Raw genomic sequence first — 21,043 nt, 5'->3', positions numbered from 1 at the left:
GCAAAGACGGGCTCACGGTCACAGTTTGCAAGCAAACCGCGACCTTCGGTCGGCTCTCTCCAGAGGAGAAAACCGCAGACTCCCAGAGGAGACTGCACTTTGTAAGGCTGATTAGTTCAGCTACAGAGGCGACTTCGAGTCGCACCATCGGTTTAGTATAGGCACGCATCCTATGAAGACCGCTGCTTCCGTGCCCCGTCATATCCTGCCCGTGTTGGTGCTGGCCCAGTTCGCCGGTACATCGCTGTGGTTTGCGGTCAACGCGGTCATGCCCGACTTGCAGCGCGCGCTGGCTTGGCCGGCCAGCGCCGTGGGGCCGCTGACCTCGGCGCTGCAGTTGGGCTTTATCGTCGGCACGCTGGTGTTTGCGCTGCTGGCACTTGCCGACCGTTTCTCGCCACGCCGTGTGTTTTTGTTTTGCGCGCTCGCCGGCGCCGGCTGTACGGTGGGCGCGTGGGCCATGGTGACGCACTACGAGGCATTGCTTGCGTGGCGCTTTTTCACCGGGATGTTTCTGGCGGGCATCTACCCGGTGGGCATGAAGATCGCTGCGCAGTGGTACACCAAAGGCTTGGGCGCTGCCTTGGGGCTGCTGATTGGCGCGCTGGTGCTGGGCTCGGCCAGCGCCCATGCCTTGCGCGCGCTCAGTGGCGCGCTGCCGTGGCCCACGCTGATGCTGGGCGTGGCGGCGCTGGCGGCAGCGGGCGGGTTGCTGCTGTTTTTTGCGACCGGCGACCCGCCCGGGGCGGTGGCCCGTGTGACCACGCTGCAGTGGCGCGCTCTGGGCACGCTGTGGACTGACGCCCGGGTGCGCGCTTCGGTGCTGGGCTACTTCGGCCACATGTGGGAGCTCTACACGATGTGGGTGATGGTGCCGATGGTGCTGGCCACGCGCCTGGGCGGCACCGACCTGTCCTGGGCTGCCTTCTGGGTGCTGGCTGCAGGCGCGCTGGGCTGCGCTGGTGGCGGCTGGATGGCGCTGCGCTGGGGCAGCGCGCGCGTGGCGGCCACGCAGTTATGCATCAGCGGGATGTGCTGCCTGGCAACGCCCTGGGCCATGGGCGCGAGCGAGCCGGTTTTCTATGGCTGGCTGGTGCTGTGGGGCATCACGGTGGCGGGTGACTCGCCGCAGTTTTCTACGCTCACCGCGCGCAATGCGCCACCCCAGGCGGTCGGCAGCGTGCTCACCCTTACCAACAGCATCGGCTTTGGTATTTCGATTGTCAGCATCCTGCTGTTTGTTTCGCTGGCACAAACCATCAGCCTGGGCGCGCTGCTGCCTTGGCTGGCAGTGGGCCCCGCGCTGGGCCTGTGGGCCATGGCACGGCTGGTGCGCGACGAAGCGAAAGCCCGCACTTGATGTCCAAAGCCTGCCCCTATGTGCCACAAGCGCCAAAGGCTGCTTGCAAGCTGGCGCGCGAACCAAGGAGTTTCTTTGGCCTCCTCTGACTTGGTCGGTGTGTCTGAAGATTTTCGCGGCGTGAGGCCCACGGTCTTGGTGCTGGCATCGGGCCGGGGTGCGCGGTTTCTGGCCTCGGGCGGCAGCACCCACAAACTGCAGGCCGACCTGTGCGGCAAGACGGTACTGCAGCGCACCCTCGATGCGGTGCGCGCCAGCGGCTTGCCTTGGCACCTGGAAGACGCGGGCCATCCCGGCATGGGCGATTCGATTGCCGCCGCTGTGCGCGCGACGGAAGGCGCGGCGGGCTGGTTGGTGTTGCCTGCGGACTTGCCGCTGGTTCGCGCCAGTACCTTGGTGCATATCGCCAGCCACCCCATGGCTGGCAAGGTGCTGGTGCCCACGGTGCAGGGTCGGCGTGGCCACCCGGTGCGCTTTGCCCAAGGCTGCGGTGCTGCGCTGGCCGCTTTGCAAGGTGAGGCGGGCGCTGCTGCCTTGGTCCGTGGCTGGGGCAGCGAGACCCTGCCGGTGGACGACGCAGGCTGCGTGTTCGACATCGACACGGTGGACGACTTGCAAGCCGCTGTCATCCACTGGCAGTTGGTAACCCGCTCGTAACTGCGGGTGTGCTTGCGCAGCCGATTCGCCGTTACCATCCGGCGTGTAATTTTGTTACAAGAACGAGGCACCCATGGCCAACCCAAACCCTGTGCCGCTGCACCCCGTGGTGGCAGCGACCACCCGCCGCATCCAGACCCGCAGCGCCGCCACCCGCGCTGCCTACGTGGCGCAACTGCACGCCGCCGCGCAGCGCAAACCCGGTGCCGAGCGCATGGGCTGCGCCAACGTGGCCCACGCCTTTGCTGCCATGCCCGAGACCGACAAGGCCCGCGCCACTGGCATCGATAAGTTCAAGGTGGTGGCGCAGCGCGGCCCCAACATCGGCATCGTCAACGCCTACAACGACATGCTCTCGGCCCACGCGCCCTTGCAGCACTACCCCGACACCATCAAAACCGAAGCCCGCCGCCTGGGTGCCACCGCCCAAGTGGCCGGTGGCGTGCCCGCCATGTGCGACGGCGTCACCCAAGGCACGCCGGGCATGGAGCTGAGCCTGTTCAGCCGCGACGCGATTGCCATGGCCACCGCCGTGTCGCTCAGCCACGACGTGTTCGACGCCGCCCTGATGCTGGGCGTGTGCGACAAGATCGTGCCGGGCCTTCTGATTGGCGCGCTGCACTTTGGGCACCTGCCCACGGTGTTTGTGCCCGCTGGCCCCATGACGTCGGGCCTGCCCAACAACGAGAAAGCCAAAGTGCGCGAGATGGCCGCGCAGGGTTTGGTAGGACGCGCTGAGCTGCTCGAAGCCGAGTCCGCCGCCTACCACGGCCCCGGCACCTGTACCTTTTATGGCACCGCCAACAGCAACCAGATGCTGCTCGAAGCCATGGGCCTGCATGTGCCAGGCACCGCCTTCATCAACCCCGGCAACGCGGTGCGCGAGGAGCTCACTCGCGAGGCGGTGCGCACTGTGCTGGGCCAAGCGGGGCAGGGCGGTGATGCAGCTTCGTCCGCCAGCCATGCGCAGGCGGCACGCAACACCGCAGCTGCCTGCCCCCCCATTGGCTTGGTGGTGGACGAGCGCAGCATCGTCAACGCCATGGTCGCGCTCCTGGCCACCGGCGGCTCCACCAACCACCTGATCCATTGGGTGGCGGTGGCGCGCGCTGCGGGCATCGTGATCGATTGGGACGACTTTTCTGCGCTGTCTGATGTGGTGCCGCTACTGGCCCGCGTGTACCCCAATGGCAGCGCCGATGTGAACCAGTTCCAGGCCGCAGGCGGCCCCGGTTTTGTGATCTGCGAGTTGATGGATGGCGGCTTCATGCACGCCGATGTGCTCACCGTGCGCAGCGGTGGTTTGCGCGAGTTCTCGCGCATCCCCGCTGCCAGCGAGGGCCGCTTGCAGTGGCGCGACGCAGGCCCCAGCGGGGACTTGGCGGTGCTGCGCCCGGTGTCCCAGCCCTTCAGCGCCAGCGGCGGCCTCAAGCTGCTGCAGGGCAATGTGGGCCGCAGTGTGATCAAGGTATCCGCCGTGCCCGAAGACCGCCACGTGATCGAAGCGCCGTGCCGCGTGTTCGACTCGCAGGAGGCGCTGCACCAGGCCTTCACCGCAGGCGAACTCAACCGCGATGTGGTGTGCGTGGTGCGCTGGCAAGGCCCGCAGGCCAACGGCATGCCCGAGCTGCACAAACTCACGCCGCCGCTGGCAGTGCTGCAGGGCAAGGGATTCAAGGTGGCGCTGGTGACCGACGGCCGCATGAGCGGTGCTTCGGGCAAGGTGCCCGCTGCCATCCACGTCTCGCCCGAAGCCGCCGCCGGCGGCGCTTTGGCCAAGGTGCGCGACGGCGACGTGATCCGCCTGGACGCCACCGCCGAAACCCTGCAAGTGCTGGTGCCCCCCGCCGAGTGGGACGCCCGCCCCCTGGCCACCCTGCCCGAGGCCCTGCGCGCCGCCAACGCCATCGGCATGGGCCGCGAACTCTTCACCGCCATGCGCCGCAACGCCCTCACCGCCGAGGAAGGCGCCTGCGCCTGGCTGTAGGCCTGGTTTGCCAACCCCCCCCGCGCCCCCTCCACCCGTTCGCCCCGCAAACCCGTTCGCCCCGCAAACCCGCTCGCCCCGCAAACCCGCTCGCCCCGCAAACCCGCTCGCTCCGCAAACCTGCTCGCTCCACAAACCCGCTCGCCCTGAGCTTGTCGAAGGGCCCACCACCATGACCACTCCTACCGCCCCCATCACCGCCCTGCAAGTCATGCAGGACGCCCCCGTGATTCCTGTCATCGTTCTCCACGACGTGGCCCACGCGGTGCCCATGGCCCACGCGCTGGTGGCCGGTGGCGTGCGCATGTTGGAAGTGACGCTGCGCACACCCCAGGCGCTGGCCTGCATCGAGGCCATTGCCCGCGAGGTGCCCGAGGCGGTGGTGGGCGCAGGCACGGTGCGCTCCAAAGCCGATGCGCAAGCTGCGGCCCGCGCTGGCGCGCGTTTTGCGGTCAGCCCCGGTTACACCAGCGCAGTCGGCCAAGCCTGCCGCGACGCGGGCCTCGCTCTGTTGCCAGGTGTGGCCACCGGCAGCGAAATCATGATGGCGCAGGAAGACGGGTTGACCCAGCTCAAGTTCTTTCCCGCCATGCAAGCGGGCGGCCCGGCCCTGCTCAAAGCCTGGAGCGGGCCGTTTTTTGATGTGCAGTTTTGCCCCACGGGCGGCGTCACGCTGCACAACGCGCCTGACTTTTTGGCGCTGCCCAATGTGGTCTGCGTCGGTGGCTCCTGGCTGGTGCCCGCCGATGCGATGGCCGCAGGCGACTGGGGTCGCATCACCCAGCTCGCCCAAGACACCCAAGGCCTGCGCCGCACTTAAGCTGGCCTAGCCAAGAGCGCGCTACAGGGACAATCCGCCCCGCGGCCTCAGGCCGCCACCACCGACACCCCGTGCTGGCCCAGTTGCAAGGTCACCGTGTCTTGCGGTGACCAAGTGCCTTGCACATCGGAAGCGACCACAAAGATCGGCCCCAAGCTGGTGTCCACCGTGAGCTCCTGATAGCTCCCCAAGTAGGCCGACTTGGCCACCGTGCCGTGCAAACCCTCGCCCTGGCCGGCGTGTACTGTCCACGCTTCGGGGCGGATCGCCACCTTCACCGGCCCTGCTGCCAAGGGGCGCACCGGCGACAGTGTGAGGCTGCCCACCTGCACCTGTCCGCTCGCCAAGCAGGTGCCAGGCAACAACACCGCTTCGCCCATGAAGCCTGCGACGAACTCGGACTGCGGGTTTTCGTACAGCTCGCGCGGGCTGCCAGCCTGGGCGATTTCGCCGGCATGCATCACGATGATTTGGTCGCTCACCGCCAGCGCTTCGCTTTGGTCGTGGGTGACGTAGGCCACTGTGAGCTGCAGGCGCTGCTGGAGACCGCGGATTTCTTCGCGCATGGCTCGGCGCAGGCGCGCATCGAGGTTGGACAGCGGCTCGTCAAACAGCAGCACTGCGGGTTCGAGCACCAGCGCGCGCGCCAGCGCCACCCGCTGTTGTTGGCCGCCAGAGAGTTCGGCGGGGTAGCTGTGCTCGTAGCCGCTCAGGCCCACCAAGGCCATGGTGGTGCGGGCGCGCTCGGTGATTTCGGGCTTGGCCACGCCACTGACTTGCAGCCCGTAGGACACGTTTTCCAACACCGACATGTGCGGGAACAGGGCGTAACTTTGGAACACCATGCTCACATTGCGCTCGGCGGGGCCGAGTTGCGTGACATCGCGGCCATCGATAAAGATGTGGCCTCCCGTGGGCGTCTCCAGGCCAGCAATCATGCGCAGCGTGGTGGTCTTGCCGCAGCCTGAGGGCCCCAGGATGGTTGTTAAGCTGCCCTTGGGCACATGGAAGTCGATGTGCTTGACCACCAGTGGGCTGTCTTTGCCGCCATAGCGTTTGGACACCTGCCTAAAAAGAATGCCGGTGTGTGCGTCGGCTTGGCCGCTGGTGTGGGAGTCGGTAGGGTGTGTCATGGGAATGTTCTTGGGTTGCAATTGCAGTGCTGCTTTAGTGCGCTGGCACCGGGGGCTTAGCTTCTTGGCTTGGGGTGGCAGCGGCCTTGCGCCGACCCAGCTTGCGCTCGCCCACCAGCGCTTGCACTGCCAGGGTACTGAGCGACATCAGCACGATGAGCACCGTGCAATAGGCCAAGGCCACGCCGTAGTCGCCATTGCCCACGCGGCCGATGATGTAGGTGGTCGAGAGTTCGTACTGCGCAGTCACCAAAAAGATCACTGCAGATACCGTCGTGATGGAGCGCACGAACGAGTACACGAGTGCCGCCACCAGGGCAGGTTTGATCAGTGGCAGCACCACCAAGCGCAGCGTGGTCAGGGTGTTGGCGCGCAGCATCAGCGAGGCTTCGTCCAGTGAGCGGTCCAGCTGCTTGAAGGCTGCCGTACCAGCCCGCACCCCCACCGGCAGGTTTCTGAACACAAAGCACAGCACGATGATGAGACCGGTCCCGGTGAGCTCGACCGGCGGCACATTGAACGCCAGGATGTAGCTCACGCCCAGCACCGTGCCGGGCACCGCGAAGGTCAGCAGCGCGGCAAACTCGAAGCTGGCCTTGCCCCGAAAATCAGCTCGCGCTAGCAGCCACGCAATCAACAAGCCGATGCTGGCGCACAAGGGTGCTGCCATGGCGGCCAAGCTCAGGGTGGTAAACAGCGAGTTCCACGCCGAGCCTGCCCACACCATGCCGTAGTCGCCCCACTGCACATCAAAGGCAGTGCGAAAGTGGTTGAGGGTGAGCGTGTAGTCGCGGCCCCAGGTCTGTACAAATCCTCCGGCAAACGCAAACAGGTACACCACCAGTGTGAACAGCAGCCAGGGTCCGGCCACGCCCAGGCACAGCCGGCGCACCGCAGGCGGTAGCGCCATGGGTAAGCCCGCATCACCCTTGCCGGCCACGGTGGTAAAGCTGCCCCGGCCTAGCACGCCGCGCTGGATAAAGAACACCACCAACGCAAACGCAGTGAGCACCAGCGATAAGGCCGCAGCCATGCCGGGATCCAGCGAGGAGCCGACGATGGCAAAGAAGATTTCAGTGGACAGCACGGAGAACTGCCCGCCCACCACGATGGGGTTGCCAAAGTCGGCCATGCTTTCAATGAAGCCTACCAAGAACGCATTGGCCAGGCCCGGCTTGAGTAGGGGCAGCGTCACCGTCCAGAAGGTTTGCATGCGGTTGGCGCGCAGGGTTTGCGAGGCCTCTTCCATCGAGGGGCTGACGCCTTGGACTACACCGCGCATGATCAAGAATGCAATGGGCGTGAAGGCAAAGAGCTGGGCCAGCCAGACCCCGAAAAACCCATAGAACCAGCGCGTGGGCTCGATACCAAAGCCCCACTCCAAAAACTGGTTGAACAGGCCGGCCCGCCCGAACAACAAAATCAGCCCCAGGCCCACCACGAACGGTGGCGTGATGATGGGCAGCAACGCCAAGATGTTGAGCGGCTTGGCCAGTCGCTTGGCCTCGCGCTCGGCCCACAGGGCGATCAGGGTGCCCAGCACCGTGGTGCCAAAGGCGGTCAGCAAGGCCAGGCCCAGCGTGTTCCAGGCCACGCCGCAACGCCCTTGCCCAGAGATGCAACCCAGCCCCCAGATCCGGGGTGTGGCGATGCGGTCCCACAGCGCGCCCAAAGAGAACAGGCCATCCTCAGTGAGCACACTGCCTAGCAAGGACTTGGCCACCGGGTACACCACAAACAGCGCCAGCAAGGCTGTGCAGCCCAGCACCGCACCGGCCACAAACGCATCGCCCTTGAAGCCACCCAGCCGGGCGATTCCCAGCGAGAACAGCGCCAACAGGCTCAGCGTGGTGAGCAGCGCGCCCCAGCCCATGCCGGGTTGCTGCACACTGGTGGGCCCCAAGGCGGCGTTGAGCCAGTCCCAAGACCAGCCGACCATGCCGATGGCAAAGCCGCTGCAGCCCAGGCCCAGCAAGCCCAGGGCAGCACCTGCGCATAGCAGCTGCCCTTGGCGCCTGGGCGTGGTGAACAAGGCCGCCGCAGCGGCCAGCCACAGACCAGCCAAACCCGTGGCGAGCCAGGCGCGGCCGTGCGCCACACTTTGCACCCAGGCGCTGGCGTGGTCCGCCGAGCCCCAGACGTTGGGCAGTGCGTCGAGCAAGCCACCGCGCTGCAAAAAGTACCAGGGCAGCAGCGTGAAAGCCGCGGTGCCCAGGCAGGCCCAAAAAACAATGGCGCGGCGCAAGCGCCAGTGCGAAGAAGCGTTCATGACATCAAACCGAGGGATACCGACAACAAGGTGCCCTGCACCCGCCGGGCAGGCCAGCGACAGTGCAGGGGCAAGACAGGATTAGCGCGCTTGGCCGTTGACTTCGCGTTCCCAGCGCTGGATCAGGCGCCGGCGCTCGGCGGCCTGGCCGTACTTGGCGTAGTCGTAATCAATCATCTTGATTTTGCGGAAGTCCGGCACGCGCGGGTCCACCTTGGTTTCGCGGTTGGATGGCAATTGAAATTGCAGGGTGGCGGCACCTAAAGCCTGCGCGCCCGGCGTCAAAGCCCAGTCGTAAAACTTCTTGGCAGCGTCCAGGTTGCGCGCACCGCGCACGATGGACATGGAGCCGATCTCAGCACCGGTGCCGTCGGTGGGAGTGATGGTTTCCAGCGGAAAGCCTTGCGCTTTTTCGCCAGGGCCGTCATGCACAAAGCTGATCGACACCGCCGCTTCGCCACGCGCCACCGCCTTGATGGGTCCCACGCCCGAACGCTGGTAGGTGGAGATGTTCTTGTGCAGTTCGGCCAGGTAGGCGAACGCCTTGTCTTCGCCCATGAGCTGCACCAAGGTGGCAATCATGGTGTAGGCAGTGCCGCTGGAAGAGGGGTTGGCCGATTGGATTTCGCCTTTGTAGATCGGCTTGATCAGGTCAGCCCAGGTTTGGGGGACGGGTAGTTTTTTCTTGGCCAGAAGTTCGGTGTTGTAGCCAAAGCCCAGCGGGCCCGAGTAAATGCCCACGGTCTTGTAGCCAGACTGCGCGGCCTGGCGCTGGGCCCAGTCGTAGAGCTTGGGCAGCAGGGGCGACTTGTATTCGAGAGTGAGGTTTTGTTCGGCCGCAACCAGGTGGGGGTCGCCGGTGCCGCCAAAGAACACGTCGGTCTTGGGATTGGCTTTTTCTGCGACCAACTGGGCGATGGCTTCGCCAGAACCCTTGAGCGTCATGTTCACTTTGATGCCCTGGCTCTTCTCGAATGTCACCGCAACCATGCTGCACCAGGGCGCCTGGCCCGAGCAAATGATGTTGACCTCGGCCTGCTGCGCGTGCGCTGCGCCGTGGGCCAGCGCCACGTAGGCAGCGCCAAACAAAACCGTCTTCTTCATGAAAGTCTCCTGGAGTTTTCGACCGGTAGGTCGGTGGGGCTAGATTGCAGTGCGGGCAGCAACATGCTGACCCCCTGCCGGGACAAAAAAACACTGACCGGGGCGCCCGGTGCAACCACCGGGCCGTGTGAATGGGTGAGCACCAGCAAGTCGCCCAAGGCGGTTTGCACTCGCACCTCGGTGGCACGGCCCAGGTAAGCGCTGTGCAGCACCTTGCCGGCCAAGCCGCTGGCGCAAGCAGGTGCCAGCCGCCAAGCCTCGGGCCGCACCACGATGCGCACCGCACCTTGGCGCAGGGTCAGACCCGAGCTGTCCACGCCGTCGGGCACCGACTGCATCGCCAGCGGGCCCAGGTGGATGGTTCCGGCCTCGTCCACGGTGGCGTCGAACACGGTTGCATCGCCCATGAAGCCGGCCAGAAACTCAGATTGCGGTTGCTGGTAGATGTCGCGTGGCGAGCCAATTTGCACCACACGCCCCTCGCGCATCACTACCACCAGGTCGCTGACCGACATGGCCTCGGCGTGGTCGTGGGTGACGTACAACACGGTCAGGCCCAGGCGCTGCTGCAACTGCCGAATGTCTTCGCGGATGCTGCGGCGCAGGTTGGTGTCGATGTTGGAGAGCGGCTCGTCGAGCAGCACCATGCTGGGCTGCAAGGCCAGCGCCCGTGCCAGCGCGGTGCGCTGTTGTTGGCCGCCGGACAGCTCGTGCGGCATGCGCTGCTCCAATCCGCCCAGACCGACCAGTGCCAATGCCTGGGCGCTGCGCTCTTGCTGACTGGCGGCAGACAGACCCTGCTGGCGCAGCCCATAGCGCACGTTGTCTTGCACGTTCAGGTAGGGAAACAGCGCGTAGTTTTGAAACACCAGGCTGATATCGCGCTGTGCAGCGCCTTGGGTGGTGACGTCGTTGGCGCCGAAGGAAATGGTGCCGCAGTCGGGCTTTTCGAGTCCTGCCACCAGTCGCAGCAGCGTGGTCTTGCCGCAGCCAGAGGGGCCCAGCAGCGTAGTCAAACGCCGCTGTGGCAAGCGCAGATGCACACCATGCAATGCCCGAAAGCCGTTGGCATAGGTTTTTTCTACGCCGCGAATATGCACATCGTGGCTCATGCGGGGAGCTTCCAGCGCACCACCGCGTCCACGCCCACCACCGCCTGGTTTTGGATGCGGTTGTACAGGTCCAGACTGGCCTGCACGGAGATCGCAATTTGCTTGCAAATCGACAGGCCCAAGCCCACACCGGTGCCGCCGCTGGCGGACTCAAAGGGTTGGAACAGGCGCTCGCGCAGCGCCTCGTCCATGCCCCCTGCGTTGTCCCACACCAGCAGTTCGAGCTCCTGCGGCAGGTAGCGAATGACCACACCGAGGCTGCCGCCGGGTGCGCTTTGCCGGATGGCGTTGGATAGCAGGTTGCGCAGCAGTTCGCCCACCAGCCAGGCGTCGGTTTGCATTTGCACCGGTACCGCGTCCAGCGCCACGTCGAGCTGCTTGCGCGCGATCAGCGGCGAGAACTCGACCAGCACATCGCTGGCGACCTGCTTGAGGTCGACCGCGCTCCACTGCGCGTTGTGCATCTTTTGCTCCACCTTGGCCTTGGACAGCAGCTGGTTGGCCAGGTGCGATGCGCGGTCCACGGTGCGCAGCATTTTGGGCAAGGCGTCTGCTGCCTCCAACTCACCGGAGAGCGCGCCTTGCAACTGGATTTTGAGCACCGCCAAGGGCGTGCGCAGCTGGTGCGAGGCCTCGGCCAGAAAGCGCTGCTGCTGGTCCAGTGCGTCTTGCTGCTGCTGCCACTGCACATTGAGTGCACGCACTACGGGTTCGAGCTCGGTTGCAGGTGCATGGGTTAGTGGTGTGGTCTCATGCGGCCTGCGCGCAGCTACCGTGTCGGCCAGGCGCTGCACCGGCGCCAAGCAGCGCCCAGCCACCCACCACAAGGGCAGGGCGCACAGGGCCAGCGATACCAGCACGCCCAGGGTGTGCCCCAGGCTTAGGACGCCCGCAAAGCGCGACCACTGCACGCCCAAGGCCGCGCCCAGCATCAGGCAGCACGCCAGCAGGGCGACCAGCCGCACGCGTATGGACCGCGTTGGGCTGGCGTGATCCGACGTGGATTGGATGGGGCTCATGTTGGGTTTGGGCTCAGGCGCAGGCCTGGGAGTCGGGGTCGCTGGCGTCCACCAACAAGTAGCCGATGCCGCGCATGGTCAACAGCGCCGCACCAGTGCCGGCCAGCCGTTTGCGCAAGCGGTGCGCCAGCAGGTCCATGGCGTCGCCTTGCTGGCTGGCATCGTCGCCAAACACGGTGCGGCACAAATCGTCTTTGGCTACTGGCTGATCGGGACGGGTGATCAAGGCGCGCAGCATGGTTGCTTCGCGTGGCGCGATATCAAAGGGCCGGCCCGCGCGCATCAACACGCCGGTGGTCGTATTGAGCTGGAGCTGGCCGCAACGAAATTCCTCCACCCCCTGGCTGCGCCGCACCAGAGCCAGGATGCGCGCGACCAGCTCTTCGGTGTCAAAGGGTTTGGTGAGGTAATCGTCGGCACCCAAGGTCAGGCCGCGCACCCTGTCGTCCACTGAACCGCGCGCAGTCACCACCAACACCGGCAAGCGCTGCCCCTGGTCGCGCAGCCGCTGTAGCACCTCCAGCCCATCGAGGCCGGGCAGGCTCAAATCCAGCACGACCACATCGAACTGGCGCTTGCGCAACCAAGCCAGCGCCTCCTTGCCATCGGCGCAGCACACCAGACCAAAGCCGCGCGAAGCCAAGACCCGGGCCAGCGCATCCACCAGATCGAGGTCGTCTTCAACGAGTAGCACTTGCATGGCTTGCATGGTGCCGTCTGCGCGCACACAGTGGCAATGGGGTATGCGCGAGGGTTTGGTGAAAGGAACTTGAAAGCACCGCCACGGTCGGCGACCGTGGCGCCCTCCGGCATGGCCGCTTCGCCCCGCACAAAATGCGGGGTGCTACGCCCGCGTATTGGTCTGAATCAATTCAATCTTGTAGCCGTCCGGGTCGGTGACAAAGGCGATGACGGTTTTGCCGCCTTGGACCGGGCCGGCCTCGCGCGTCACATTGCCGCCAGCAGCTTTGATTTTTTGGCACGCCGCATAGGCATCGTCCACACCTAAGGCAATGTGACCGTAGGCGGTGCCCAGTTCGTAGCGATCGACCCCCCAGTTGTAGGTCAGCTCAATTTCGGCCTGCGCCGGGTTGGCCTCAAAACCCAGGAAGGCCAGCGAGTAGCGGTACTCGGGGTTGTCGGAGGTGCGCAGCAACTGCATGCCCAGCACCTGGGTGTAGAAGTCGATGGAGCGCTGGAGATTGCCAACGCGCAGCATGGTGTGGAGGATGTGCATGGCGGGATTCTGCCCGACGCTCGTCCATAATTTCCCTCATGGCGACATTCACCAAAGTGGTTCTTTTCACCGACACCGACGGCCGCGCCCGCTTTCGCGAGGAGCAGGTGCCGCTGGACGAGGGCACACCGCAGTCGATGCTCTCAGCGGTGTTTGCCTCGGGCGGCTACCAGCTGCGCAGCAGCCCGGTGGGCTTTCGCAGCAGCTTCCATTGCTCGGGCCACACCCAGTGGTGCTTTATCTTGCAAGGGCAGATGGAGATTGGTACCCACGGTGGGCCCTCGCGCATCTTTAAGCCGGGCGAGCATTTTTACTCGGCCGACCTGCTGCCCGAGGGCGCCACTTTCGATGTCGCTTTGCACGGCCACTGGAGCCGCCAGGTTGGCGCAGAGCCGCTGACCACGCTGTTTGTGCGCGCCTGACCGGCTTTTTCTTGAGCCATGTCAAGTCATGGCGATATCGATGCTGCAGTGCAGCGTGGTGTCACACAGCGGCACAGGCCCAAACCTAGAATGGCCCATCAAGATCAATCTTCGAGGTGCCATGGCAGATATCAACCGTGCAACCGGGCCGCTGGCCGGACAACGTGGGCTGGTGGTGGGGGTGGCCAATGACCACAGCATCGCCTGGGGCTGCGCCCGTGAAATGCATCGCAACGGCGCCCAGTTGGTGCTGTCGTGTCTCAACGAAAAAGCGCGCGGCTATGTGCAGCCGCTGGCCGATGCGATCGACGCTCCCTTGGTCGCCTGCAACGTAGAAACTCCCGGTGAACTGGAGGCCTTGGTGACCCAGGCCGCTGCGCGCTTAGGACAAATCGATTTCGTGGTGCATTCCATCGCCTGGGCTCCACTCGACGACCTGCACGGCCCGGTGGTCGACAGCTCGGCGGCGGGCTTCTCCCGCGCCATGCAGGTGTCTTGCCATTCGTTTGCGGAACTGGCGCGCTTGTGTGTGCCGCACATGCCGCAGGGTGGCAGCTTGGTCACCATGAGCTACCACGGTGCGGCCGAGGCGATTGCGCACTATGGCCTGATGGGGCCGGTCAAGGCGGCGCTGGAGTCCTTGGTGCGCTATATGGCACTCGAGCTGGGACCGCGTGGCATCCGGGTGCATGCGGTTTCGCCCGGGCCGATTCCCACCCGCGCAGCTTCGGGTATTGAAGATTTTGACGGCCTCATGCAAAGCGCCCGCACCCAGGCGCCGCTGGGCCGCCTGGTCACCTTGGAAGAAGTCGGCGGTCTCACCTCGTTTTTGTGCAGCAAGGCCTCCTCGGGCATGACCGGGCAAACCATTTACGTCGACGCAGGCTGCCACGCTGTGGGTTAGCCCTGCTGCGCTCCCGCTCGCCACCGCGACCTCACCCACCGGAAACTCCCGATGCAAACCGTAGCCGACCCCCAGTACACCGACAACACCACCTTTGACGAAATCAGCCTGGGCCAAAGCGCGCGCACCGTGCGCACGCTGACGCTCGAAGACATCCGCGCCTTTGCGGCGGTGTCGGGGGACACCAACCCCGCGCACCTGGACTCCACCTACGCCGACGCCACCTTGTTCCACGGCGTGATCGCCCACGGCATGTGGGGCGGCGCGCTGATTTCGGCGCTGTTGGGCACCGTGTTTCCGGGCCCGGGCACCATTTACCTGGAGCAGGTGCTGCACTTCAGCCGCCCGGTGCGGGTGGGCGACACGCTGACCATCACCGTCACCGTGGTGTCCAAAAACGACGAAAAGAAGAGCGTTGAGCTGGACTGCCAGGTCACCAACCAGCGCAGCGAGCGGGTGCTGCACGGCTTGGCGCGGGTGCTGGCGCCCACGCAGCGGGTGCGGCGTTTGCAGGTCAGTCCACCGCAAATTCAGTTGTTCGACCCTGCTGCGCGCCTCCACGCGCTGCTGGCCCTGGGCGAGGGCCTGGCCGCCGTGCGCTGCGGTGTGGTGCACCCCTGCGATGCCGACTCGCTCGCGGGTGCCTTGGAGGCCGCCCGCCTGGGCCTGCTGGTACCGGTGTTGATTGCCCCCGAGGCACGGCTGCGCGAACTGGCCGAGCGCGAGGGCCTGGACCTGCACGGCATCGAGATCGTGCCGGTCGAGCACAGCCACGCGGCAGCCGCCAAGGCCGCCTCCCTGGCCGCCGAAAAGCGCGTGGAGACGCTGATGAAGGGCAGCTTGCACACTGACGAATTGATCCACGCGGTGGTGTCCGAGACCAGCCTGCGCACCGCCCGGCGGATGTCGCATGTGTTTCGCTTTGACGTGCCCACCTACGACAAGCCGCTGCTGCTGACCGATGCCGCCCTGAACATCCGACCCAGCTTGCCCGAGAAGGCTGACATCGTGCAGAACGCGGTGGAGTTCGCCCACATCATGGGTGTGGCGCTGCCCAAGGTGGCGCTGCTCTCGGCAGTAGAAACCGTCAACCCCGCCATTCCCTCCACGCTGGACGCCGCCGCGCTGTGCAAGATGGCCCAGCGCGGGCAAATCACCGGCGCGCTGTTGGACGGGCCGCTGGCCTTTGACAACGCCATCTCGGCCCACGCCGCCAGCATCAAGCAAATCCGCTCCGACGTGGCCGGCGACGCCGACATCCTGGTCGCGCCCGACCTGGAGTCCGGCAACATGCTGGCCAAACAGCTGCAGTACTTTGGCGGTGCCACCTCCTGTGGCCTCGTGCTCGGTGCCCGCTTGCCGATTGCGCTGACCAGCCGCGCCGACGGTGGGGCCGCCCGCATCGGCTCGGCCCTGCTGGCCAAGCTGGTGGCGCACCACAACCGCAAGGCGCGCACATGACGGTGCTGGCAGTCAACGCGGGCTCGTCCACGCTCAAGTTCGCGCTGTATCCGGTGGAGCACGATCCGCAGGCGCCTACGCCCCTGACCGGCAGCTTTGACGGCCTGGCCGGGGCCGGGCACCTGGTGCTGCGCTGGACGGCGCTGGGCCAGTCGCATAGCCAACAGCTGGCGTGCGCAGACCAAGCGCCTTTTGAGGTGGCCCTGCGCCAGTTGCGCGCGCTATTGCAAACAGCCTGCGACGGGCGCGATTTGCGCGCGGTCGCCCACCGGGTGGTGCATGGTGGCAGCGTCTACCGGCAGGCGGTGCGGGTGGACGACCTGGTGCTGGCCGAGTTGGAGCGCCTGTGCCCGCTGGCGCCGCTGCACCAGCCCAACAACCTCCACGGCATCCGCGCCTTTGCGCAGGCCTTTCCCGAGGTGCCGCAAGTCGCCTGCTTCGACACCGCCTTCCATGCCAGCCTGCCCGAGGTGGAGTACCGCTTTGCCATTCCCGAGGCGCTGGCCGAACAGGGTGTGCGGCGCTATGGGTTTCATGGGCTGTCCTACCAGTACCTGGTGCAAACACTGGCGGGTTTGAGCGACCGGGCCCAGGGCCGCGTGGTCATGGCCCACCTGGGCAGCGGTGCCAGCGTCTGCGCCAGCCTTGCGGGCCGCAGTGTGGCCACCAGCATGGGCTTCTCGGCCTTGGACGGGTTGATGATGGGCACCCGCTGTGGTGCGCTCGATGCCGGCGTGCTCTTGCACCTGCTGGCGCAAGGCTGGGACGCCGCACGCCTGCAAGCCATGCTGTACCGCGAGAGCGGGTTGCTGGGGGTTTCGGGTCTGTCATCTGACATGCGCACCCTGCGCGCCAGCAGCGATGCGCGCGCGGGCCTGGCCATTGCGATGTTCACCCACCGCGTGGTGCGGGAAACCGGTGCCATGACGGCCTGCCTGGGCGGCATGGACGCCTTGGTGTTCACCGGCGGCATTGGCGAGCACGACGCGCTGTTGCGCGCCGACGTGTGCGACCAACTGGCCTACCTGGGCATTGCTCTGGACGCCCAGCGCAACGCCGACGCCGACGGCACAGTTGCTTGCAGCTTGCATGCCCCGCACAGCGGTGTGGAGGTCTGGGTGGTGCCCACCGACGAGGGCCGCATCGCCGCGCAGGCAGCGGTGGCGCTGCTGCAGTGAACGCGGTTCCTCAGCTGCGGACTGCCAACTGGGAGCACCCCTTGCGCCGCCGCGAGGCCCTGGCGGTGCTGCTGGCGGGCGTGTCGGCGGCCGGTTGCGCGGCTGGGCCCGTTGAATCACTTTCCAAAGTTTCGCACCCCCGGTTGATTGCCAGCCCCGCCCACTGGGAGCGGCTGCGCCAGCGCAGCGCGAGCGACACCGCACTGGCGGACTTTGTGGGCTACTTGCTGGCGCGTGCGCGCAAAGAACTGACCTTGCCGGTCTTGGAGCGCAAGCTCGAAGGGCGGCGCCTGCTGGGGGTGTCGCGCGAGTTCATTCGCCGCACCTTGCAATGGTGCTTTGCGTTCAAGCTCAGCGGCGATACGGCCTTCGCCCAGCGCGCGCGCCAAGAGATGTTGGCGGTGGCCGGCTTTGCCGACTGGAACCCCAGCCATTTCCTGGACGTGGCCGAAATGACTACGGGCCTGGCACTGGGCTACGACTGGCTGTTCGATGAGTTGCCAAGCGCCGAACGCAGCACGCTGCGCCGCGCCATTGTGGACAAGGGCATCGGCCAGGCGCGCCGCGGGCACCGAACTTTTTCCATGACCAACAACTGGGGTCAGGTCTGCATTGCCGGCATGGTGCTGGGCGCGTTGGCAGTGGCCGAAGACGAGCCCGAGCTGGCGCGCGACCTGTTGGCGGCAGCGCGCGCCCAGGCCTTTACCGCGCTGGCCGCCTACCAGCCCGACGGCGTGTACCCCGAAGGCCCCGGCTACTGGAACTACGGCACCAGTTACGAGGTCCTGCTCATGGCCGGCTTGCAGACCGCGCTGGGCACCGACTGGGGCCTGTGGGATGCGCCAGGGCTGCAAGGCAGTGCGCTGTTTTACGCGCATAGCGTGGGACCGACGGGCAAGTCTTTCAACTTTGCCGACGGTGGCGAGGGCCAGGAGTTCAGTTCCGCCTTGTTCTACTTTGCCCAGCGGCTGGGGCAGGGCGCTTTGGTGGACGCCAAGCTGGAGATGGCGCGCAAGCGCCAGGGCCTGGGCGAGCGCTTTGCGCCGCTGGCGGCACTGTGGTGGCCCGAGGGCGGCGGCAGCCCCGCTGCGCTGCACTTTGCTGGCCAAGGGCCGCAGCCCGTGGCCATCTGGCGCAGCGCCTGGAACGACCCGAACGCGCTGTACTTCGCTATCAAAGGCGGCGGCGCGGCGCACAACCACGCGCACATGGACGCCGGCAGCTTTGTCTTGGACTGGGACGGCGTGCGCTGGGCCAAAGACCTGGGGCTGCAGGACTACAACGGCCTGGAACAGCAAGGCGTGGACCTGTGGAACATGCGCCAAGAATCACCGCGCTGGAAGGTGTTTCGTTTGGGCAGCGCCGCCCACAACACCTTAACCGCTGCGGGTGCGCCGCACAACGTGCGCGGCATGGCCAGCCTGGCGGTGCAGGCAGGGCAAGAGGCCCGCATCGATCTGAGCCCGGTGTTCCTGCCCGGCCAGCTGCGCAGCGCTACGCGCACCGCACGCTTGGGTGCGCAGGGCGTCACCCTGCGCGACGTCGTGGCCGGCGCCCAGCCCGGCCTGGTGCTGCGCTGGGCCATGGTGACCGAGGCGGCGGTCACGCTGGGCGAGCAGCAAGCCCGCTTGCAGCTGCGCGACAAGCAATTGCTGCTGCAGTTCTTCGGCACGCCGGTGGTGCTGGAGGTGCAAGACATCTCCCGCCCCAACAGTCCGCTGGACAGCCCCAATCCCAACACCCGTCAACTGCTGGCGTATGGACCCGCAGCGGCCGATGGCAGTTGGTCGCTGGAAGTGCGTTTTAGCAAAGGGTAAGCGGCGGACTGCGCAGAGGCCCACAGCGCCGACTGCCGGGTGACGGTGTCGGCAAAGCGCTACCATGCACCACCGTTTTTTCAACCAACCCAGGCCCGTTCCATGACCAGTCCGATGTACTCCCACAGCGTCCCCGTGCTGAAACAAATGCTCAGCGCCTTGCGCGCCATCCTGTCCCAGGCTGATGCCCACGTTGCCGCCAAGTCCATTGACCCGGACGCGCTATTGCAAGCACGCTTGTTCCCAGACATGTTCGCGCTGGTTAAGCAGGTGCAAATCGCCGCCGACTTCGCACGCGGCATCGGTGCGCGCCTGGCGGGTGTGGAGGTGCCGCCCAGCGCGGGTGCCGAGAAAACTTTTGCAGACCTTGACGCCTTGCTGGCCACCACCATCGCGTTTCTCGATGGCCTGGACCCGGCACGGTTCGCTGGCACCGAGTCCAAAGAAATCGTGCTGCGCCCGGGCACCCCCAAGGAGAAAAAGCTGCTGGGTCAGGCCTACCTCTCGCAGTACGGCCTGCCGCAATTCTTCTTCCACGTCACCACCGCGTACGCGCTGTTGCGCCACAACGGCCTGCCCATTGGCAAGCGCGATTACATGGGCGTGTATTGATGGGACTCACCGCCAAGCACTGTCATCCATCTTCAGTACCTGCGTGAAGTAGTGCTGGACATTGATGGTGGGTGATAGCGCAAATCGGGTGTCTGTGGAGTTTGCGCAGACGATGCGGTCGAACCTGAAGTTGCGGTAGTCCTTGCGCAGCTCACACCAACCTAGCAACAGCCAGACGCCGTGCAAGCCCACCAGGCTTAATGGCCAGATGGTGCGCACGCTGGCGTGTTGGGCCTCATCCACGTAGTGCAAGCGTAGCTTGGTTTGTGACTCGCAGGCTTGCCGGATCACACCGTGCAGCGCGCGCAGTGTGGTGTCTTCTGCCGGGTGGGGGATGCGGTATGGAAGGCGCTCGGCCAGTGCTTTCAAGTTGTCGCTGAGCACCGCCTGGATTTTTTGTTCCGCCACGCGGGCTGCGCTGGCCAAGTCGGCGTCGGTCGCTGCCTGCACCATGCGGCTGCCCAGTAGCAATGCCAGCACTTCGTTGGGGCTGAACATGAGGGGAGGCACATGGGCCTCCTTGTGCAACAGGTAGCCCACGCCAGCCTCGCCTTCAATGCGCATACCCGACTGCGCCAGATCGCTGATATCTCGGTACACCGTGCGCAGCGAGACCCGCAGTTCGCGGGCAATAGTCCGAGCAGGCAGGGCAGTGCGCCTTCCCTGCAGGAGCTGCACCAAGCGGAAAAGGCGCTCAGCCTTCTTCATGCTCAGGTGTGTGCGTGCACCATGTTGTGCTGCATCTTGACGCTGTTAGGGTCCATCGAGGCCATGAATGCGGAGTCTCCAAAACTGTGCATGAATGCCTCGCTGGCGGCTTTCGCGTGCGCCATGGAGGTCCAGAGCACCTGGTCCGACCATTGTCCGCCATCGTCGCAGCACAAAACCCGGTGCATAAACCCTGGCTGTTTGCGTACCCACGCGAAGGTTGCCTCGCACGCTTGGGTGAACGCGCCCACCGTCGTGCCTTCGATGAGGCGAAACGTAACCGATTCCAGTACAGCAGACATGTTATTTCCTTTGATTGCGTTGAACATTGCCGCCCTTCTTGGCGGCGATGTTCAGTGTTTCAAAGGGCAGTGACAGAACCTGTCAGCAGACGAAAACTGTGCGCTGTGGGAATGCAGCAGGCGACCAGCAGGAGTGGCTACCTAACGGTCCTTGCAGGCCGCGTTCCGTTAGTTCAGCGGTTCGACGATCCACCTGGTCCGCGTGGCCCGCGCGGACCATTGCCGCCACGTCCAAAACCACCATCAGGGCGGCCACCGCCGCCGCCGCCAGAGCGGGCGCCGGCATATCCACCGCCACCACCGCCACCACCGCCACTGCGGTTGCCACCGCCAAAGTTACCGCGCCGCGCGCCGCGCTCGGCCATCATGTCGACGCTGGTGCGCATTGGGTCGGGTTGTCCGGCGGGGCGTGCGCGGCCCTGACCGCCTCCGTTGCCACCACCCATACCGCCGCCCACCCCGTTACCGTTACCACCCCCGTTCGCACCGCCACCATAGCCACCACCACCGTTGCCGCCACCATGGCCAGCATTGGCGTTGCGCGCGCGGGGAGCGTTTGCACCACCCCGGCCTGCGCCGCCACCACCACCGCTACCGCCATTCCCCTTGCCGCCTTGCCCCGCCTTGTTGTCGCGCACGCGCTGCAGCATTTCGGTGCGGGCGGCCTTGGCTGCGGCTTGCATCACTTCGCGGCTGGGCGGTTTGCCGGCGCCGCCCCAGATGGTTTGGCGCCCCATGGCGATGGGCTCGCCCTTTTCGCCGGGCTCGGGACCAAAGCCTTCGATCACCTGGACTTCAATTTTTTGCTTGGTGAAGCGCTCGATGTCTTGCATGAAGCCTTCTTCGTCCAGGCACACCAGGTTCACTGCTGCGCCGTCGGCGCCAGCGCGGCCGGTGCGGCCAATGCGGTGCACATAGTCTTCACTGACATTGGGGATTTC

19 protein-coding genes and 1 pseudogene are annotated in these 21,043 nt (G+C 65.8%); 10 read left to right on the top strand and 10 right to left on the bottom strand.

What is annotated here, in order from left to right; genetic code table 11:
- Positions 1-172 precede the first annotated feature (172 nt).
- The 4 genes from ACILRC_RS14420 (at position 173) to eda (ending at position 4,824) form a co-directional block, all read left to right on the top strand.
- Positions 173-1,360 (top strand): MFS transporter, encoded by a 1,188-nt coding sequence (locus ACILRC_RS14420; protein ID WP_395670073.1) that lies wholly within the window; start codon positions 173-175, stop codon positions 1,358-1,360.
- A gap of 75 nt (positions 1,361-1,435) precedes the next feature.
- On the top strand, positions 1,436-2,017 hold the full coding sequence (locus ACILRC_RS14415; protein ID WP_395670072.1) for an NTP transferase domain-containing protein: 582 nt from the start codon (positions 1,436-1,438) through the stop codon (positions 2,015-2,017).
- 73 nt (positions 2,018-2,090) lie between these two features.
- Positions 2,091-4,004 carry a phosphogluconate dehydratase gene (edd, locus tag ACILRC_RS14410; RefSeq protein ID WP_395670071.1) on the top strand — a complete coding sequence of 638 codons (1,914 nt, stop codon included), beginning with the start codon at positions 2,091-2,093 and terminating at the stop codon, positions 4,002-4,004.
- A gap of 172 nt (positions 4,005-4,176) precedes the next feature.
- Positions 4,177-4,824: a bifunctional 4-hydroxy-2-oxoglutarate aldolase/2-dehydro-3-deoxy-phosphogluconate aldolase gene (gene eda, locus ACILRC_RS14405; RefSeq protein ID WP_395670070.1), complete on the top strand. Its 648-nt coding sequence runs from the start codon at positions 4,177-4,179 to the stop codon at positions 4,822-4,824.
- A 47-nt stretch (positions 4,825-4,871) separates the two neighbouring features.
- Here the strand turns inward: eda and ACILRC_RS14400 are convergent, their stop codons facing one another.
- From ACILRC_RS14400 to gloA, 7 genes are all read right to left on the bottom strand, one after another.
- A complete protein-coding gene (locus ACILRC_RS14400; protein WP_395670069.1) occupies positions 4,872-5,957 on the bottom strand; it encodes an ABC transporter ATP-binding protein in 1,086 nt (361 codons plus the stop codon).
- A gap of 34 nt (positions 5,958-5,991) precedes the next feature.
- A complete protein-coding gene (locus tag ACILRC_RS14395) occupies positions 5,992-8,226 on the bottom strand; it encodes an ABC transporter permease (RefSeq protein ID WP_395670068.1) in 2,235 nt (744 codons plus the stop codon).
- Positions 8,227-8,307: 81 nt separating this feature from the next.
- Positions 8,308-9,330, bottom strand: coding sequence for an ABC transporter substrate-binding protein (locus tag ACILRC_RS14390; RefSeq protein ID WP_395670067.1), 1,023 nt, complete (start codon positions 9,328-9,330; stop codon positions 8,308-8,310).
- A complete protein-coding gene (locus tag ACILRC_RS14385; RefSeq protein ID WP_395670066.1) occupies positions 9,327-10,442 on the bottom strand; it encodes an ABC transporter ATP-binding protein in 1,116 nt (371 codons plus the stop codon). The genes ACILRC_RS14390 and ACILRC_RS14385 overlap by 4 nt, the downstream gene beginning before the upstream one ends.
- Entirely contained in the window at positions 10,439-11,461 is a 1,023-nt protein-coding gene (locus ACILRC_RS14380) for a sensor histidine kinase (protein WP_395670065.1), read from the bottom strand. The genes ACILRC_RS14385 and ACILRC_RS14380 overlap by 4 nt, the downstream gene beginning before the upstream one ends.
- 13 nt (positions 11,462-11,474) lie before the next feature.
- Positions 11,475-12,161: a response regulator transcription factor gene (locus ACILRC_RS14375; protein ID WP_395670064.1), complete on the bottom strand. Its 687-nt coding sequence runs from the start codon at positions 12,159-12,161 to the stop codon at positions 11,475-11,477.
- Positions 12,162-12,305: 144 nt separating this feature from the next.
- Positions 12,306-12,698, bottom strand: a complete 393-nt coding sequence (gene gloA / locus ACILRC_RS14370; protein ID WP_395670063.1) for a lactoylglutathione lyase — start codon at positions 12,696-12,698, stop codon at positions 12,306-12,308.
- A 38-nt stretch (positions 12,699-12,736) separates the two neighbouring features.
- On the opposite strand from gloA, the gene ACILRC_RS14365 reads away from it, so the two are divergent.
- The 6 genes from ACILRC_RS14365 (at position 12,737) to ACILRC_RS14340 (ending at position 19,092) form a co-directional block, all read left to right on the top strand.
- A complete protein-coding gene (locus ACILRC_RS14365; RefSeq protein ID WP_395670062.1) occupies positions 12,737-13,120 on the top strand; it encodes a hypothetical protein in 384 nt (127 codons plus the stop codon).
- 121 nt (positions 13,121-13,241) lie between these two features.
- Positions 13,242-14,024 carry an enoyl-ACP reductase FabI gene (gene fabI / locus ACILRC_RS14360; RefSeq protein WP_395670061.1) on the top strand — a complete coding sequence of 261 codons (783 nt, stop codon included), beginning with the start codon at positions 13,242-13,244 and terminating at the stop codon, positions 14,022-14,024.
- A gap of 51 nt (positions 14,025-14,075) precedes the next feature.
- The gene (locus tag ACILRC_RS14355) at positions 14,076-15,485 is read left to right on the top strand and encodes a bifunctional enoyl-CoA hydratase/phosphate acetyltransferase (RefSeq protein WP_395670060.1); all 1,410 of its coding nucleotides are present in this window, start codon (positions 14,076-14,078) and stop codon (positions 15,483-15,485) included.
- Positions 15,482-16,663 (top strand): acetate/propionate family kinase, encoded by a 1,182-nt coding sequence (locus tag ACILRC_RS14350; RefSeq protein WP_395670059.1) that lies wholly within the window; start codon positions 15,482-15,484, stop codon positions 16,661-16,663. The genes ACILRC_RS14355 and ACILRC_RS14350 overlap by 4 nt, the downstream gene beginning before the upstream one ends.
- Positions 16,660-18,480, top strand: a complete 1,821-nt coding sequence (locus ACILRC_RS14345) for a heparinase II/III family protein (RefSeq protein WP_395670058.1) — start codon at positions 16,660-16,662, stop codon at positions 18,478-18,480. Before ACILRC_RS14350 ends, ACILRC_RS14345 begins: the two co-directional genes overlap by 4 nt.
- 102 nt (positions 18,481-18,582) lie before the next feature.
- Positions 18,583-19,092 (top strand): DUF1993 family protein, encoded by a 510-nt coding sequence (locus ACILRC_RS14340; RefSeq protein ID WP_395670057.1) that lies wholly within the window; start codon positions 18,583-18,585, stop codon positions 19,090-19,092.
- A 6-nt stretch (positions 19,093-19,098) separates the two neighbouring features.
- Here the strand turns inward: ACILRC_RS14340 and ACILRC_RS14335 are convergent, their stop codons facing one another.
- From ACILRC_RS14335 to ACILRC_RS14325, 3 genes and pseudogenes are all read right to left on the bottom strand, one after another.
- A complete protein-coding gene (locus ACILRC_RS14335; protein ID WP_395670056.1) occupies positions 19,099-19,800 on the bottom strand; it encodes a helix-turn-helix transcriptional regulator in 702 nt (233 codons plus the stop codon).
- 2 nt (positions 19,801-19,802) lie between these two features.
- Positions 19,803-20,102, bottom strand: a complete 300-nt coding sequence (locus ACILRC_RS14330; RefSeq protein ID WP_395670055.1) for a hypothetical protein — start codon at positions 20,100-20,102, stop codon at positions 19,803-19,805.
- Positions 20,103-20,275: 173 nt separating this feature from the next.
- Positions 20,276-21,043 (bottom strand): annotated as a pseudogene (locus ACILRC_RS14325) (RNA helicase); the annotation flags it as partial.

This window comes from Rhodoferax sp. (assembly GCF_044236835.1).
Classification (GTDB): Bacteria; Pseudomonadota; Gammaproteobacteria; order Burkholderiales; family Burkholderiaceae_C; genus Allorhodoferax.
Note: the sequence above shows the minus strand (reverse complement) of the source record. Positions and strands in the feature narration are given on the sequence as shown.

Excerpts from the sequence above, each read along its gene's own strand:
- gloA (WP_395670063.1), bottom strand. The coding sequence starts at position 12,698 with ATGCACATCCTCCACACCATGCTGCGCGTTGGCAATCTCCAGCGCTCC.
- eda (WP_395670070.1), top strand. The coding sequence starts at position 4,177 with ATGACCACTCCTACCGCCCCCATCACCGCCCTGCAAGTCATGCAGGAC.
- ACILRC_RS14420 (WP_395670073.1), top strand. The coding sequence starts at position 173 with ATGAAGACCGCTGCTTCCGTGCCCCGTCATATCCTGCCCGTGTTGGTG.
- ACILRC_RS14350 (WP_395670059.1), top strand. The coding sequence starts at position 15,482 with ATGACGGTGCTGGCAGTCAACGCGGGCTCGTCCACGCTCAAGTTCGCG.
- ACILRC_RS14365 (WP_395670062.1), top strand. The coding sequence starts at position 12,737 with ATGGCGACATTCACCAAAGTGGTTCTTTTCACCGACACCGACGGCCGC.
- ACILRC_RS14340 (WP_395670057.1), top strand. The coding sequence starts at position 18,583 with ATGACCAGTCCGATGTACTCCCACAGCGTCCCCGTGCTGAAACAAATG.
- edd (WP_395670071.1), top strand. The coding sequence starts at position 2,091 with ATGGCCAACCCAAACCCTGTGCCGCTGCACCCCGTGGTGGCAGCGACC.
- fabI (WP_395670061.1), top strand. The coding sequence starts at position 13,242 with ATGGCAGATATCAACCGTGCAACCGGGCCGCTGGCCGGACAACGTGGG.
- ACILRC_RS14355 (WP_395670060.1), top strand. The coding sequence starts at position 14,076 with ATGCAAACCGTAGCCGACCCCCAGTACACCGACAACACCACCTTTGAC.
- ACILRC_RS14395 (WP_395670068.1), bottom strand. The coding sequence starts at position 8,226 with ATGAACGCTTCTTCGCACTGGCGCTTGCGCCGCGCCATTGTTTTTTGG.
- ACILRC_RS14385 (WP_395670066.1), bottom strand. The coding sequence starts at position 10,442 with ATGAGCCACGATGTGCATATTCGCGGCGTAGAAAAAACCTATGCCAAC.
- ACILRC_RS14400 (WP_395670069.1), bottom strand. The coding sequence starts at position 5,957 with ATGACACACCCTACCGACTCCCACACCAGCGGCCAAGCCGACGCACAC.
- ACILRC_RS14380 (WP_395670065.1), bottom strand. The coding sequence starts at position 11,461 with ATGAGCCCCATCCAATCCACGTCGGATCACGCCAGCCCAACGCGGTCC.
- ACILRC_RS14390 (WP_395670067.1), bottom strand. The coding sequence starts at position 9,330 with ATGAAGAAGACGGTTTTGTTTGGCGCTGCCTACGTGGCGCTGGCCCAC.
- ACILRC_RS14330 (WP_395670055.1), bottom strand. The coding sequence starts at position 20,102 with ATGTCTGCTGTACTGGAATCGGTTACGTTTCGCCTCATCGAAGGCACG.
- ACILRC_RS14375 (WP_395670064.1), bottom strand. The coding sequence starts at position 12,161 with ATGCAAGTGCTACTCGTTGAAGACGACCTCGATCTGGTGGATGCGCTG.
- ACILRC_RS14335 (WP_395670056.1), bottom strand. The coding sequence starts at position 19,800 with ATGAAGAAGGCTGAGCGCCTTTTCCGCTTGGTGCAGCTCCTGCAGGGA.